Origin of the sequence: Halobaculum sp. CBA1158 (assembly GCF_021431925.1) — an archaeon.
Taxonomy (GTDB): Archaea; Halobacteriota; Halobacteria; order Halobacteriales; family Haloferacaceae; genus Halobaculum.
Map to the genome: position 1 here is coordinate 50,882 of NZ_CP090373.1, position 16,218 is coordinate 67,099.

Consider the following 16,218-nt stretch of genomic DNA (forward strand, 5'->3'; position numbering starts at 1 on the left):
TCGGACCAGTTATGCCAGTACCGCCCTCGCTTATAAAACACACACACTCCACTATTGCCAGTAAACCTTTGCAACAACTGGAGGGGGTCGTTGACCCCCTCTCTAATTAGCGGTACTTTTAATACATTGTATGTTAAACCGAATCCGTACTAGTGAAAACTCGACTAGCTATAGTAGGTTTAGATAACAGTAACTAGACTAGAGACGTGGCATCTTCTGCCCTCCTGTCCATTCTCCCCTCGTTACTGGCAATGGTGGAGTGAGAGAGGTACTTAAACGACGGTGTTATTGGCAATACTGGCAACTCTGGTTACCCTTTCCCTGCTACCATCGTTGCCTACCCGATATTCCAGTCGAAATCTACCCTTCCCGACACCAATCGATCGATGACCGTGGACCTCTTTTCACATGTTTCGCTCGTTCCCACTTCCCGATGATGACCGTTTCTGAATCTACTCTCCGTGATCCCTACCGTTCATCGTGATTCGAATTTCGACCGATACAGATCATCGATTAACCAACAAAGCGCATGTATTGACGGTATGTTGGTTAACTATTCATGGCCTATGCTCGATTCGCGGTCGGCACTCAGTACTAGTACCGTGATTTCGGCGTTTCGCGATTCCGCAAGGGTTCGTTTGATTGCCGCTCGATCTCACCCAATCGGAGACAGGATATTACTGCATTGGCGACGCAGTTTCCGAACCGACGGGTGAGTACTCCCGGTCCCGGCTCGTGCCTTCCGCATCAAGGAGGTTGTACTGGACCATCTTGGAGAGATACGTCCGCACTGTCCGTTTCGTCCGAGGATCGTCGACCTTCTCGGTATAGCGCTCGTGAATCTCGCTCGGCCCGACCGGGCCGTGCTCGCGAACGATGTCGTAGACGACGCGCTGGTGCGGCGTGAGCGAGTCGAGGCTCTTCTGCTTGATCTGGGCTCGAGCATCCTCGGCGGCGTCCAGGAGAATGTCGTCGGTGATGCGCTCGTGGTTCTCGCGATCGGCCTTGCCGGCGGCCGTTCGAAGGATGCCGATTGCGAGGCGGGCGTCGCCGGCGGCCGCGTCGGCGATCCGGTAGAGCTGGTCGTCGGTGATGACGTCCTCATCGAGTCCCCACTTCGCCCGCGCACTCAGGATGTCGTACAGCTGCTCGTCGTGGTACTTGTCCATCCGGACGTGTTCGCTGGAGCGCAGCCGGCTCACGAGGCGGTCGTCGACGCGGCTGAACAGCTCCTCTTCCTTGTTCGCGATACAGATGATCGCGAACTGCGGGAGGCTGTGGAGGTCGTAAATGACGCTGGGGTCCTCCAGTTGGTCGACCTCGTCGAGAATGACGACGGTCCGCGGGCCGTCATGCTGCTGGAGGCGGTCGACGAGTTCGTCATGCGGCGTCGACTGCCGGTGGATGTCGATGGTCGCGCCGAGGTCGTCGAGGATCTGGTAGAGCGTGCGGAACCGGGTGTAGTTGCGCCAGCAGTTGACGTAGGTAGTCTCGACGTCGAGGACCTCTTCGCGGAGCCGTTCCGTGACGAACTTCGAGATACAGGTCTTGCCAGCGCCGCTGGGTCCGGTGACGATGGCTGTGTCGGCGGGTTCACCGTTCGTGATGGGTTCGAGGACGCTGGAGAGGTGGTTGACTTCGGCGTCGCGATGCTCGACTTCCCGAGGAACGAATCCGGCCCGGAGGACACGAGCATCGCGAATCATCTTTCTCTGAGAGATTGATTTCGGTTCAGGTTACAAAAGCCTGACCGGGTTGTTTCCGGAAACTCCTATGATAGTACCATCGTGAGTACCCAAAAACCTACGCTATATCCCGATTTGTGTTCGTGGAAAGTCGAGGCTTCCGGAAACTTCCGGAAACTCATCCTCCACTACTGATTTGACACCAAGTGAGTGATTTCTCTTTGACCCCCGAACGACGGGGTGCCGGAGAAATGGTCATTATGATCGAGTGACAAGCAAATCTAATACAGCCATCGACTTCGATGCCATATCTTGGAGTTCTAAACGGAACACGGGTAATCCCACCGCAAGTAGCCGACGGCACGTCTGTTACTTGTCCTGCGTGCGACCAACCGATGGCCGTTGTACGGTCTCACGAACGAGGTTCTGCTTTCATTTCTCGTCATTTTCGGCACCACGAACAGGAGGGTCGTTCTGAGATGGGCCAAACTACAGGTCAGGCAACCTTTGCTGATCTTATAGATGTCGGCGAGTGCCCTGGTGAATCGGACGAACATATGAAAATGAAGTCGATTGCGTATGCTCGATTGGAACACGATTTCCCTGATGCCACAGTTGAGCTTGAATCCGGTATCGACGGCCGAATTGCGGATGTCCTGCTCACATTCGACACTCCCCGAGAGCCCTATGGAAGGGGTATCGCGATAGAGGCTCAGTATCGGAATCAGGGCAAAGATATCGAGGCAGTTACTGACCATTATCTACAGCGTGACTATAGCGTTGCGTGGCTCGATGAGGGCGATTTCTCAGAGTACGATGTTGATCTCTCCGGAATACTGTCCGTCTGGCCCTATGCGCTTCCGTCGCGGTCTGATATGGAGGGGTACCCGGAAGTCATCAGGTGGCTCTGGCAAGAGAAATCGCCCACTGTTGCGTTGGAAATCCCTATACCAGGAGAGTATTGGGCTTCGTTCGATAAGTCGGATGAATGGGTGACTGTCGCTCAACAAGATCTCCGCCGGAAGAGACGCGCTTGGGCGACTGTTTCTCGCTCACCAACGGGTCAGCTTACTCTTCAGCTCGGAAAGAAGGACTGGGGCTGGGATGGCGATACCCACCGTGTCACCGTTCAACTTGAAGATTCGGATACCCAGGAACTCCGATCATTCACTGATAACTTGGAACGGCTAGCGTTTGGACCAGATCGCCCGAGTGAGGAAGATCGGGAACGCCCTTGGCATGATTTGACGACTGCTTGGTTCGCTGGCTCTCCTCGTGTTACCTCTTGGCTTTCGGCTTCCCTCTCTCCCGATGACGACGTGGTCCTCTCGTTAGGAAAGAAACATCCCAAGGAGACTGACCGAGTTAGTGTTCAGATCGACGATACTGCGACTCAGGCTCTGGACGACCTAACCACACTTCTTGAGAGGGCCTTCGAACTGGAGGCCTGACTTCTACTAGAACGGCTGGTGTTCGAGGATGTGCTCCATAATGAGCCGTTCGCGGGCGTCCACGAACTCTTCGAACGTCATCTCCTTTGCGCCCTCCGGGGTATGATGAGTCTGCTTGTAGTCGTCCGTTCTGGAGTTCATCCAGTCCTCGAAGTCATCGTCCGATTTCATCTTGTTCGTTTTGTCAATCAGTAACTGGAGGTTCCCCACCCGGTCAGCATCTGCTTCTTCGGGGAGAACCGATTTTGGGATGATGTGGTCGATATCGTAGTCTTTGCCCCGTGCCGGCTCATCGGGGTAGTGTGATAGCTGCAGAAGGAACTCGATGTCGCGCTTCCCGTACTGGAGCTCCTCGAAAAGCGTGGTCAACTTTTCTTCGGTGAAACGGAGGGAGGTTCCGTAACTGGATGCCACTTCATCACTGATCCGCTCAAGTGGGAACTCCGAGCTCTCTTCCTCTCGGATAACATCCCGGACGAGTTCTGCGATCTGGTTCGATGATTGGCTGGTGAATCCGTTGAGTCGGGCTGCACAGATATAGTAGAGAATGTCACGACGTCGCCCGCGACCTTTGATTGAGGTCGAATCGAGCGAGGGATTCTCGTTCTGGTAGAGGTAGTAGGCGATAGGTGTGTAGAGGGCGGGACTGAGGATGTAGGTCACCGTCGGATAGTAACTATTCAGAAGCTCAGCGAGTTGTTCCATCGTGTTCGAGAACGTATCGGTGAGCCAGATCTCCTTCAGATTCCGCAGCAAGTCGAGTGTGTAGTTGTCGAACCGATACTGGATCTCGTTGCCGTTGATTGCGAGCAGTACCTTCTGGACGTGCTTCGTAGCAAAAGGAGCGTTCCCACCGTCGATGATCCCGTTCAGTTCGTCGACCATCGAGTGCACCTCGTCCCGTGCGTTGATTTCCGGCGGCTCCTGTTGCCAGCTACTAGTCATCAACGACAGGAGGATTTCGGCACGATTCGGTGTCACCCCTCCCTGATTGATCCGTACGAAGACGTCGCGAACACGGGTGATGTCGTTCTCGTCTTCGGTAAAGAAGTGGAGCTTCTCGTCCTTGTGGACCGCTCGATAGAGGTCCTCGAAATTACGCTGAGCGTTGAGAATCAGACTATCTGAATTCTCTATCTCGGGGTGGTTCTCGACCAGCTCCTGGATCTCTCCCTCAATTTCCTGGCGTTCTGCATAGAAATCGTCGTTGTCAGAGATGGACATGATTCGGTTGACTGGATACCAGTATGCATTCGCGGTTGCGGACTGCTCAGAGCGGAAGGAGAAGTCGTATTTATTGCCGAGTTCCGAGTCCGCTGTCTGCGGGTCCGAGAGGAGGTTGAGATAGAGTCGCTTCTGAACCCACGAACTGGCCTTGTTCCGAGGGTGGTTGTGTTTCCGCTCGTAGAATGATCCGGTCAGACCGATATTGAGCGCGGTCAGTCGCTGCTGGCCGTCGAGGACTAGTTTCACCGGTGACGGGAGTGGGTCTTCAGAATTGTGCGGGGGGTTTCGATGGGTCGGTGTTGTGAGTGACTGGGGAAAATTTGGTTCGTCGACGTAGTGGGTGACGAAGCGATATTTGGGCTGAGCCTGTGCTTCCTCAGCCGAGAGGTTCCACTGAAGGAGCGCACCGATCGGATAGTCCCGTAACAGGGAATCAAACAGATCCACGATGTCACTCGTTTCCCAGACGAACTCCCGCTGAATCGCGGGTAAGAGATAAGAATAATTTATGTTTTCCACGACCTCAGCGATCCGCTTGGTTTCCATATTCCGTCTTGTGGTATGCTGGTTTTATATATCTACATAGTGGTGGTCGCCTATCATTTATAACGAAACAGAGCAATTTCTGATACGGAAATGAGCTTGAATATCCCACTTCCTGCGGGTCTCGGGGACTATGCTTGGCTCGAAACTCTTGTTCAACGTGAAGAAATTGATCAAACGATTCCTCTCTATATCGAAGCTGATGACGGGATTGAGGTCGTCGCTGTTTCCCTTCTCTGTGAAGATGATCTTCGGATGATCTACCGGGCACCTAATGGCTGGCAATTGCTCACAGAATATGAGTTGTCCGAGGACCCGATTATTCACGTAGACGACCTCCTTGATGCTGTCGTTGCATTTGTGGGAACAGACGCGAGAGTTGTTCAAAAACTCGCTCAGGAACTCGGTGAGAAGTTAGAGGAGCATTGGAAGATGGGATTTGTTCCGTATAGTCAATCTGGGAAGGGGGACAAATTTGAGGAACTTAGACAGGACTGCAATTGCTCAGGGATTGACGACCCGTCAATTGAGCGTGTTCCGGGAATGTCCGAAATCGAGGAATCAGCAGAATTTCGCTGCCATAACTGTATGAGCTTATATGGTATCGAGTATCAGGGTCGTAGAATCGATCTTGATGAGGTGTTCAGTGCTGAGTGGCTCTTCACGAATTCGACTCCGGATGACATCGTGGAGATCGGTGCCGAAGATTCATTTCTCGTGTATTCTGATGGTCGACCAATAGACAAAACAGAACGAGTCATCGGCGCGATGACTAGCTATGGTGGTGACACGAGTTCTTCTTTTGCCCGATATATCCCTGAGAACCACCAGGGATTGCTCTATATTCGAGATGACGACGCGGCTGGGTACGTCACTTGGGAAGAGCTGGATGGAATACAGGTTCTTCGACAGCTGTATGTCCGGGATCATTACCGGCGCCGGGGGATTGCTGAGGAATTGATTCAGACTTGGTGCCAGGAGTACTGCGAGGATGGTGTCTACTACATCGACGAACCGAACGACAAGAGCCGATCTCTGTTTTCAAAACTGGGTCATATTGACGGTGACGGTGAGTACGAAGCGATCGAACTATACCCGATTCGCGGAGTTGGAAATAGTCTCGACGGTAGCCAGACTCTCCCTCAATAGTTCATCCACGCTCTCATCAACTCAATCAGCCAGATCTCGAATTCCCTCTACCACACTCTTTCCTTGCCAACCCACGATCTGATCTGCGTGGTCTTCAACGAAATTGGGCATCTGCTCGTTTCCGCGCGGTGTAACACCCAGAATAGGCTTGCTCTCGATTTCAGCTAAAATAGTTTCTTTCTTGATCCATTTGCTGTGTGCTACGTACATTCCCCCGAGTATTATTACGACCGTAGCTGGCTTGATCTGGTCTTCCCGGAGCGCCTGTTCCAGCTCCTCTTCGGTGTCAGCATCGATCTCATCCACCTTCGGTACTGAGTAGTTCCGGAAACTGAAATTCGGGTAGTCGCGAAGTAGTTCTACCATCCGATTGTACTCGTCGCTGTACTCCCAAGAGTGCGAGATGAACAGTCGGTATTCGCTCCGACGGTTGCTTGAAGATCTGCTGTTGAAGCTCATAACTATATGCGAATTGTTGACGGCTTACCCGTTTAGTACTATGGTCCTCTCTGATGCGGAATCCAAATCTGCCGATATTCCAGGGGGGAAGAACTTATACTATTTAAAAACGGATTGTTCATACGGTTATGAGCCAAGACACCTCCTCCCCATTGAAAACCACCTGGGAGGCTGCGTTTGATGATATTCGTGGCAGTCCAAACCCCGAATCAGCTGTTCGATTCGTTCTGAAGTCAGCTGTTAACGATCTACCTACCGGATTCTATCGCGATGATGGAGACCGCCTACTGCCGACCTACAAAGGGAACGATCTCGGAAAGGAGTTCACCGTTCGAGAACTCGGCCCCGTTTATACAGTAACGCAATCTGGGGATAACAGTCTCCCTGAGTTCAGTTCCTCTCAATCGTCGCTCTTCGAGCCGAATGACCAACAGTCGGGCCTTGTCCCGACCGACAATTCCCTGAGCCGCAGTTCTACCGACACTCAGAACCAGCAGGGTCTCTCGTCTGGACAAAAAATCGCTGGCGGTGCTTTGCTCCTATATGCTGCCTACAAAGGGCTGGAAGCCTTGGCCTCTGCAGGCTCGTCGACTCAAGAGTCCTCTTCCTCCTCAGGCGGAAATACTGGGCAATCACTCCCTCGCTTAGCACGCGCTGCAACTCGACTTGAGGACAAGCAGTACAACGTTTTTGTCTCCCACTCGTGGGAGTACGACGAACACTACGAGCGTATCGTTGATTTCCTTGATGAGGTTCCGTCGCTCAAGTGGCAGAATCATAGTGTCCCTTCAACTGACCCCCTGCCCGTGGATACCGACTCTGCCCTTCGCTCTGAACTCCGGAACCAGATGAAAACGGCGTCGGTTGTCGTCGTAAGTAGTGGAATGTACGGTGCTCACAGCACTTGGATCCCGGAGGAGCTGGAACTCGCCGATGAACTGGACAAGCCGGTGATCGCAATCATTCCAGAGGGGCAATCGAAGGTCCCCGAGAAAATCCAAGAAGTCGCAGATACTCAGGTAGGATGGCGAAAGGCCTCGCTAGTCGACGCACTCGCTGAATATGCCTGATTCAACCGACGAAGCGGCGGTTGATCTCTCAGAGGATGGCGCCGATACTGACGATGGAGACACGCCCGAAACAGAACCTGAACACTCTGAAGAGGTCACTGGAGGGGACCCTGCTGAGCCATCTGAGGAGGAAGATGTTACAACTGGACCGCTGGCTAATCTAAGTGAGGACGAGAAGAATCGACTGATGGAGCAGTACATACATTACGGGGAGGTTGCGATCGAGACAGCCAATCAGCGAGTCCAGATGAACCGCTTTTTCGGTCTGATTTTAACCTCGATACTGGCCGGTCTCTTTGCTCTCGCCCGCGGCAACCTCACGACCACTAACGCTGCGATCGTTCTCTTCACATCAGGATTCGGCAGTCTGATTTGCTACTTCTGGTATCAGAGTCTTCAATCATACCGCCGGCTGAACAAAGCTCGATACGCCATCCTGAATGAGATCGAGTCGGTCCTGCCTGTTCGTATGTATCTCGATGAATGGCGATATTTGAAGCGAGAGAAGCCTGACCCGGAAATCGTTGATCCCCGTCCAGCTGAAGATGCTGACCACCGCTCACATACGATTGTGGAACAGTGGTTTGTTCGCCTATTGGCTGCTGGATACATATCTGTCGGAGGGTATGCCGGAGGATTCATTTTTACTCCCCAAGTGAAGAGGTTCATCCCATCACTGCCGGATCCATCGGTAGTTGGTTTTGGTGTTGGTGGCGTCCTCTTGCTCGGCTTAGCTATCCTCTTTAGGATTCAAACCCGCTGAGAATACTATGAGACGCTTCGAAACCGGTGATTCGGTCCGAATCGATATCCCGGACGAGACAGATCCAGATCACGAGCGCCTCCATGGACGTCGAGGAACAGTCGTTGAGATCATCTCAGACGATGCGGGGGCTGTGACTGATGATCAACGAGAGGGCTATCTTTTTCGGGTTAAAATCGCTAATGGTGACACCGTTGACGTCCGCTGGCGGGATCTTCGGCCAGTTTGATTGGCTATTGTCTGGTGCTATTTCTGTAGGGAGGTCACTAAACACTAAGTTCGCGTACTGAATACATCTCGGCATTACGATGCTCTCACTTCCTCCGCTTGTCGATAACGCCAACAGAACACTAGAAGACGCTTACAAGCGGATCATTCCTCAGATCGAGGAAGGCCGTATCGCAACTGGCTACTTTTATCTCTCAGGATTTGACCTCTACCGGGAAGACCTTGAAAACCTGGCTGACCCCGATGAGCTCGGCCACGCTCCGCTTCGGATTTTGATGGGCCGTCAGACGAATAGGGGAACTGCTGACGAAATCGGTGAGGGACAGAATCTCAAAGAGGAACTCAAAAGAGAGGTGAGAGAAAGCATCTCGGAGCTGAATAACGCTCAGATCGGCCGACTGGACCGGCTACGAGACTTTATCGCCGAAGGCGAGGTGAGCGTCCGTGTGCGAAATCCTGAAAATGGTTACTTCCACGCAAAGGGTGCATCATTTCGAGCGCCACTCGAAGATGACGAAGATTGGGGACACGACGGGGATGAAGACACCCGCCCATGTGCTACAGTTGTCGGCTCCTCGAACTTCACCAAGAGCGGCCACCAGAACAACATCGAGCTGAACCTCACGAGTCAGGATCGACACAAGGCCGAAGCGTTCGAGGAGTGGTACGACAACCAGTGGGCCAACGCCGAGGAGTTCAGTGAGGAGATCATCCGAATCATCGAGAACAGCGAGGAGTACCAGGACTGGAAGAAACAGCAGGAGGACGAGTCCGACCAGGAGACGTCATCCGAGGAGCTGGGCACGTATCTCCAACCGTTCGAACTCTACAAGCTGCTCGCCTACGACGAACTGAGTGGGAACGTCAACATCCGTGACAGCCCACTGTACTACTTCCAGAAGCTCGGGTACGAGAGTGCAAAGGAGAAGCTCTCCCAGTTCAACGGGTGCATAGTCTCCGACTCGGTCGGCCTGGGAAAATCATTTATTGGCGGTGAACTCCTCCACGACTACCGCCAACGTGGCGACCACTGTCTCCTCATTGTCCCGGCCAACCTGACTGATCAGTGGGAAGACCTACTCCAGAACGACACTGACGAAGACGGCAATCCGTACTTCGGGTTAGAGGTAGACGGCACGCACCTTGACGTGATGAGTATCAGCAAGTTCCAGAATCTCTCCTACGACGAGGTGCAGGACCTCAAAGACGAGTTCGACGTCCTGCTTATCGACGAGGCTCATCGGTTCCGGAATTACGGGAAGTGGCGACCGAATCCGGACCACGATGATGACTACAAGGGGACGCGACGACACGCGAATCTCAGGCAACTCCGCGGAAAGACGATGATTATGCTGACCGCGACCCCGATCAATAACAGCGCTACCGACCTAAAGAACCTCATCAGCTTGTTCACCAGCCCGGAGGAACTTCGGAACAAGGCGTCACTCGACTTTGATGCGTTCGACGAATATATCGAACTCTCGGAGACGCGAAAACGCATTGCATCCGGGAAAGAGGAGGTCGACGACGACGAACAGCAAGAAATCACCGAGCAGCTACAGCGACACTCCTCTGAGATTTCGAATATCTTGAACGAAGTGATGGTTCTCCGGACGCGTAAGCACGTCAAAGATCAGATTCAGGACAGCGAAGACTTCGAGATGAGCTTCAAGCCGCCGAAACTCAACAAGCAACAGTACTCCCTGCCGGCGGCCTACCAGCCAATATATCGGATGCTTCCCGACGTGATGGACGCCCTCCACCTTCCCCACATCACAGTCAAAAACCCGAAAGCGGGGAGCACGCTGAAAGCTCTCTACAAGCTGAACCTCCTCAAACGGCTCGAGTCCTCAACGTACGCGTTCGTCCAGTCGATCGAGACGCTGCATCAGAGCGAACGCCAGCTTCTCGGTCTTCTTGGTGAACTCCCCGAAGACGAAGACATCGATATGCTCCGAACTGTTCGGGAGGGGGATGACTCTGAACTCGGTGACTTTGTCGAAGGAGCCGACGCTGCTGAAGATCTCGAACAAACACTCGAAGAATTCGGCTTCGATACCACCGCTATTCAATCGGAAGAAGGAGCTGATACCGAGGGAGATGAACTCGCAGACGCCACCATCGGCGAGGTGAAGACGTACATCAGGGAGGACCTCACCCTTCTATCGTATTTCCTCTCGCAGTTCATCGGTGATGTCGCCCGTGATGCGGGTGATGTGAGTGATTATGCGGTTTCCACGCGGCAATGGCTCGCTGACCACGACGCTGGTGTCCTCCCAGATATTCCTGAAGAAGAGATGAATCCGATTCTCTACCCGAATAGTGATCTGAGCGAAGTCGACCCCGCCACACGCGACTTTTACGAGGCCGTCTTTTCACTCCGCGAGTTCCGCGATCCGAAGATCGACCGACTTGCAGATGTCCTCACTAATCACGATCAGAAGGTGCTCATCTTCACGCAGTATCGGGCAACTGCAGACTATGTCTATCGAACCCTCTGTGACAACGAGGATTCACCACTCACAGAGGCGAACAGTGCCGTCGTCAAGGGCGGTGACGAGAATAAGCAGGACATCATTCAACGCTTTGCACCCGAAGCGTCAGGCTACCAGCAAACGCTCGCCGAGTCGGGGGACTCAGAGCTACAGTACGTAGTGGCCACTGACACGCTGAGTGAAGGGGTTAATCTTCAGGACGTTCATGTGGTGGTCAATTACGACCTGCCGTGGAACCCGATGCGGATTGTCCAGCGTGTCGGGCGAGTCGACCGGATCGGGAGTACCGCCGAGAAACACGTCCACAACTTCTACCCGGACGGCGACATCGAGGCGGCGATTAAGCTCCTGAAACGCCTACAGGCAAAGATCAACGATATTGCGCTCATCGTCGGAAAGGAGAACAACATCCTCGATCCGAACGAAGACCAGATTCTTGAAAAGACAGGTGTAGACACGGAGAAGACTATCGGGGAATTACAGGTGGACGAGATTGAGGACTCTCTCCAGAAGTCCCGTGAAATTGACGACGTGAATGAACTTGACGACACGAGCAAGAATCCGCTCCTCCGCAATGCTGGGAGTAATGAACACGCTGCGTTCGAGCGGTACCTTCTGAAGCGAGAACTGAACGAGGATTATGACCTGACTGCGGAAGACTTCGAGTACGCTGAGGACTTCTTTAATGACCCGCCCGAAGAACGAGAATTCCTCTACACGAATGTAACTGACCACGATGCCGGTCCTCGTCCGGGCGTGTTCGCCCTTGCCCACCTCTGGTTTGACGATGATGACCACGAGTCCCCGCTTGGTCGCGTCCGTCGTGCTTTCTACTACAAGCCCTTCGCCGACGAGGTCAATGAGCGGCCCGTGAGCACGCTCAATATTGACCCTTCAGTTGACGGCGAACCGATTACCGGGCATCCAGATACGGTGTTATCGAATCGTGGTGAAATTCAAGCAGTGCTTGACGAGCGTCTTGAGGTGATTCGAGAGGGCCAAGTTGAGGGTGCTTTCAAACAGGGAGAGGCCTTCTCGAAGGAACAAGAGACGATCCTCGATTTCATCAGTCACTACGTTCAGCCGAATCACGGCGATGAGCCGGCTCCTGTTGAAGAGTTCGAAACGATAGGAGAATGGGCTACCGACATTGAAGCGCGGCTGCAGGAGGTAAAGCTGGCGAACACGGATGAAGACCGAATTCTACGGGAAATCTTTCGCCAGAACGAGCAGTACGACTCTTTCCCAGAGTGGCCGACCGGGGAGTTCCTCAGTCAGCTTGAGAAGTTCTTGGAAGAGAACGTCGAAGCCTCTACTGAATACCAGACGAAACTAATGGGAGAGAGTGATGTACAAGCGAAGCTCGTATGCTGGGGCGTTGTCGGACAGTGATTCGGGAGCTACGGTAGGGGCCCCTTCTGATCCAGTAAATCATATTTCTCCAAGACCAGATCGAAGTACATCTCGTCCATCAGCTTCGGACTCTCAACGCGATGGAAGTCGTCGAGGACAAACTTCACGTCACGACGTTCCAGGCCATACGCGTGGAATGCGGCCGCGTCGATTTCAGCCTGTAATTCTCTGCGTTCCTGGTTTTCTACCGCTGCCTCGATTCCGCCGAGTCGCTCACGCATTTCTTTGAATTCTTTCCCGTAACAGTTCAATCGGGCAGCTCGTTCAGCGATATAATGGAACCAATCATCTCCGTCGGTGAGCCGTGGTAGCTGGGATTCCAGCAGCTCGCGCTTGACGATGTGCGTCTCGACTTTAGTTCGCATCAGGAAATCGAACGCAATGCTGTTCAGGAGTCCCGTTGCCACGAAGAGTTCTTGATCCGTAAATCGCCGGACGTAGGGTGACCGAAGTGGGGACTCTGTGAGGTGTTCCTCTTCCGGTTCAATAGCGAACGGCTTGAACGTGTTAATGGTGTGGAGACAGATGACGTCCTTCGGAAGTACCGTAGCTATTATCGTCCGCTCGTCCCGGGATCGAGAAACGTCTCGAATACCGATTCGGTATTCAGTGCAATCGAGCAGGACATCTTCTTCCTCAAGTCCGTGACTACGGTGTTCTTCGAGTAGTTCATCTACGAATTGAACTTGAGACTTCCTCGTCTCTGAACCTCCAAAGGCGTCGTAGATTGCCCGTTTGAGATTACCCCTGTTGAATTTCTTCTCTCGAACACGGTACTGAGCACTATTCGGTGGATCGTACATCCCCCGACTCCAGTACTGCGGTCCATCTAACGCATCTGTGTGGGTATTATCGTACTGAAACTGATGGATATTTTTGCCGCCATAGACGGGATAGTCGGCCTCCTCCGGCGATGTCAGGAGCCTATCCTTATCAGTCGATTCAACGAACTCCTTAGTGAGCATATCAACTGTCCAAGCCTCCTCTAAATCTTCACCCAAGGAAGGCTGCTCAACTACCTTCTCCAAGACGCTTACTTCGATCTGCGAGGTGATGGATGGGAAGATTCCCCCTTCTGGAGAATAACTGACGAGTACGTCGCGCGGAATGTTGACTGCCTCATCTTCGATCCTGTAGACTATATCCATGTCACGTTGGTTGAATATCCCCCGAAGGGCTGATGTCTTCCCCCCATATTCGAACGTCAGAATCGCGAACCGGTATCTATCGTCGATGGCCTCAAAGATTCCCTTGTTCTCGAACCCGATGAGATTCTCCACGTCCGTATGGTCCAGCAGATGCATTCGGAGGTCTTTCCCCATTACTCCCCCGAAGATAGTACCGGGGAGGAGCAGACTCACCTTCACGCCGTCTCTGGAGAGTCTGAAGACCCGCTCAAGAAATAGAGCTGAAAGTTCGTTCTTTGTCGGCATCGTTCGACCCCCCACCACCGGAGATTGGAGCTTATAGACATCTCCCTGCGTGAAGAAGTCTGCCTGAGTTTCCATCGACTCCTTGTAGTCCTCCCATTCCCACGCAACTTCTGAGTTTGAGAGGAGGTCTTCCATCACACCGTCCTTTTCCTCCGACGGATAGGTACGGAACTGCTCATCGTAGCGGATGAAGAAGTCGTCGCGATTCGCGTAGAGCATGTCCCACGGTGGATTCCCGATGAACACGTCGAATCCACCTTTCTCGAAGACGTCGGCGAACTCCAACGGCCAGTGGAATGGGGACCACTCCCGAATCCCCTCGATCGTTATGTCGTCAAAGCCAGCGTCTTGGAATTCTCGCCGTAGGATTTCGTCAAATTTGTCCCGATGTTCCTCAATTCTATCTTCTGCTTCTTTCCGCCATTCTTGAGCTTCAACACTGGTCTCCGCTTTCTTGTGCTTCTTGATGGCCTCTTTCACGTCCTCAAAGCGAGTTTTCACCTCCCAAGAATCGAGATCGCTGTCTCCGTCTTCGTTACTCTCGATGTCGGTATCGAGTTGGCCGATTAGGCTGTTCCCTTGCCGTACGTTGAAATCGATATTGGGGAGCGGCTCCACCTCACTCGGTTCATCCTCGATATCAGCGACCATCGACAACCAGAGTCTGAGCTTGCAAATCTCAACAGCACCTTCGTCGATATCGACTCCGTACAAATTGTTGAGGATGGCCGTTCGCTTTGCGTACAGTGATGAGGAGCCTTTCCCTGACTCGATTTCCTCTATCTCTTCTCGCGTTCTGGATTCTAGCTCCCAGCCTTGCCCTTCAGCTTCGAGCCGCTGGAAATACTCAATGCATTGCATGTATAGGTCCATCAGCACCTCCTGTGCGGCGAGCAGGAAGGCGCCACTTCCTACGGCGGGATCGAGAATGTGCGCTTCCTTCAGAATGTCGTGGTAGAGAGTCTCCACATGGCTGGTCTGGACATTTTCCGTTGGAACTTGCTGAGTTATGGTTCCGCCATCGGCAACAGCTTCTGCGCTACTATCTGCCTCGGGCACGGGGAATCCGAACACATTGTCAATCTCGTCGTAGTCTGCGTCCACAGCCTCGTTAAGTTGATCGAGCAGATACGGATGGATCGTTCGGCGGGCCATGAACCCCGTGATCTCTTCCGGTGTGTAGTACGCCCCCATCTCCTTCTGATTGACCGTTTGTTCGAAGATATGGCCCAAGATCGCCGGGGAGAGGTTCTTGGGATCGACGATGTCGAGTCGTTCGTCGACGTTCCAATTCCAGTCGGAGAGGAAGTCGAGGATATCATCGAAGAGCCCGTTCGTTTCCTCGGCAGAGCCACCTAATTTCGCGTCCTCAAACTCCTCTTCGACAGGATTCCTTGCGAACAAGCCACCGTTCAGGTACGGAAGACTACCGAAGTCAGGGTTCTGTTTGTCTTCTGCGAGGTATTCGAAGAAGAGCGGTTCGTAGAACTCTTCGTAGTGGTCACCACCCTCGTCAACGACTTCATTCGGCTGTTCGTGAAGGTAATTCGGGTTCCGATCAAGAAGGCGTTTTTCCTGGATGAAGTATAGGAAGATCATCCGGTCAAGAATGACCTGCACATATCGTTGCTTCGCATCACCACGATCGTCAGGGATGCCTGTAACCTCTTGAATGAGATCTGTCCGGAGTTCCTCGAACTGTTCATAGAACTCCTTGACGACCTGTTGCGTATCGTAGAGCGTATCGTATATCGCAGCAGAGGAACCGTACTCGATCGAGTTCAGCTTCTGGAGAATAGTGTTCTTCTCTCCGCTGTCCCGCGTGAACTGCTCCTTCGAGAACGAAATCTTTTGATGCTTAATTCGACCGTGCTGCTGCCCCTCCCAGCTTCGGACTCGCGTAATGAAGGTGAAGGTCTCGAAATCGTTGGTGGCAACAAGGTTGGTATGCCGTGAGCGATTTTCCGGTTTGAAGTCCGTGGCAGTCTCACCGGGGCCAGCATTGACAACGACGATGAATTCGTCATCATCAAGCTGGACTACGAGTTCGTTATCGCCCCCAAGTTTCGGGCGTGGTTTGAGCCCGCGTTTTTCAAAGGAGTTCGCTATATCGTGTAAAGAGTCCCAGCCCGCGATATCGGATGCGGTGATCTGCTGGAGAGTCATACCACCTGAAAGTTGCTTTACTCATATGAAAATGATGGATATGAGGGTGGCTTTCGACTGAACTGGTCAATACACTTGTTGAATAGAGTGTAAGAAGCAGCTCGTATTTCACCGGCAATCGTAGATATAGTCGAAA

Annotated in this window: 10 protein-coding genes; 6 read left to right on the forward strand and 4 right to left on the reverse strand. The window is 52.9% G+C overall.

Annotated features, from left to right (window positions below):
* Positions 1-677: 677 nt before the first annotated feature.
* Entirely contained in the window at positions 678-1,706 is a 1,029-nt protein-coding gene (locus Hbl1158_RS16435) for a Cdc6/Cdc18 family protein (protein ID WP_234299883.1), read from the reverse strand.
* 458 nt (positions 1,707-2,164) lie between these two features.
* Between Hbl1158_RS16435 and Hbl1158_RS16440 the strand changes: the two genes are divergently transcribed.
* A complete protein-coding gene (locus Hbl1158_RS16440; RefSeq protein ID WP_234299884.1) occupies positions 2,165-3,136 on the forward strand; it encodes a hypothetical protein in 972 nt (323 codons plus the stop codon).
* A 6-nt stretch (positions 3,137-3,142) separates the two neighbouring features.
* Here the strand turns inward: Hbl1158_RS16440 and Hbl1158_RS16445 are convergent, their stop codons facing one another.
* The gene (locus tag Hbl1158_RS16445) at positions 3,143-4,909 is read right to left on the reverse strand and encodes a DUF262 domain-containing protein (protein ID WP_234299885.1); all 1,767 of its coding nucleotides are present in this window, start codon (positions 4,907-4,909) and stop codon (positions 3,143-3,145) included.
* 90 nt (positions 4,910-4,999) lie between these two features.
* Here Hbl1158_RS16445 and Hbl1158_RS16450 point away from each other — a divergent pair, with 90 nt between their 5' ends.
* The gene (locus Hbl1158_RS16450; RefSeq protein WP_099254181.1) at positions 5,000-6,055 is read left to right on the forward strand and encodes a GNAT family N-acetyltransferase; all 1,056 of its coding nucleotides are present in this window, start codon (positions 5,000-5,002) and stop codon (positions 6,053-6,055) included.
* A gap of 21 nt (positions 6,056-6,076) precedes the next feature.
* Here Hbl1158_RS16450 and Hbl1158_RS16455 read toward each other — a convergent pair whose 3' ends face one another.
* Complete coding sequence (locus Hbl1158_RS16455; RefSeq protein WP_099254180.1) at positions 6,077-6,514, reverse strand: TIR domain-containing protein; 438 nt, start codon at positions 6,512-6,514, stop codon at positions 6,077-6,079.
* A gap of 128 nt (positions 6,515-6,642) precedes the next feature.
* Between Hbl1158_RS16455 and Hbl1158_RS16460 the strand changes: the two genes are divergently transcribed.
* The 4 genes from Hbl1158_RS16460 (at position 6,643) to Hbl1158_RS16475 (ending at position 12,462) form a co-directional block, all read left to right on the forward strand.
* Positions 6,643-7,584 (forward strand): TIR domain-containing protein, encoded by a 942-nt coding sequence (locus Hbl1158_RS16460; RefSeq protein ID WP_234299886.1) that lies wholly within the window; start codon positions 6,643-6,645, stop codon positions 7,582-7,584.
* Positions 7,577-8,347 (forward strand): hypothetical protein, encoded by a 771-nt coding sequence (locus Hbl1158_RS16465; protein ID WP_234299887.1) that lies wholly within the window; start codon positions 7,577-7,579, stop codon positions 8,345-8,347. Before Hbl1158_RS16460 ends, Hbl1158_RS16465 begins: the two co-directional genes overlap by 8 nt.
* Before the next feature lie 7 nt (positions 8,348-8,354).
* Positions 8,355-8,576, forward strand: a complete 222-nt coding sequence (locus Hbl1158_RS16470; RefSeq protein WP_234299888.1) for a hypothetical protein — start codon at positions 8,355-8,357, stop codon at positions 8,574-8,576.
* 79 nt (positions 8,577-8,655) lie between these two features.
* Positions 8,656-12,462, forward strand: coding sequence for a helicase-related protein (locus Hbl1158_RS16475; protein ID WP_234299889.1), 3,807 nt, complete (start codon positions 8,656-8,658; stop codon positions 12,460-12,462).
* 8 nt (positions 12,463-12,470) lie between these two features.
* On the opposite strand, the gene Hbl1158_RS16480 is transcribed toward Hbl1158_RS16475, so the two are convergent.
* Positions 12,471-16,082, reverse strand: coding sequence for a DNA methyltransferase (locus Hbl1158_RS16480; RefSeq protein ID WP_234299890.1), 3,612 nt, complete (start codon positions 16,080-16,082; stop codon positions 12,471-12,473).
* Between the last annotated feature and the right edge of the window lie 136 nt (positions 16,083-16,218).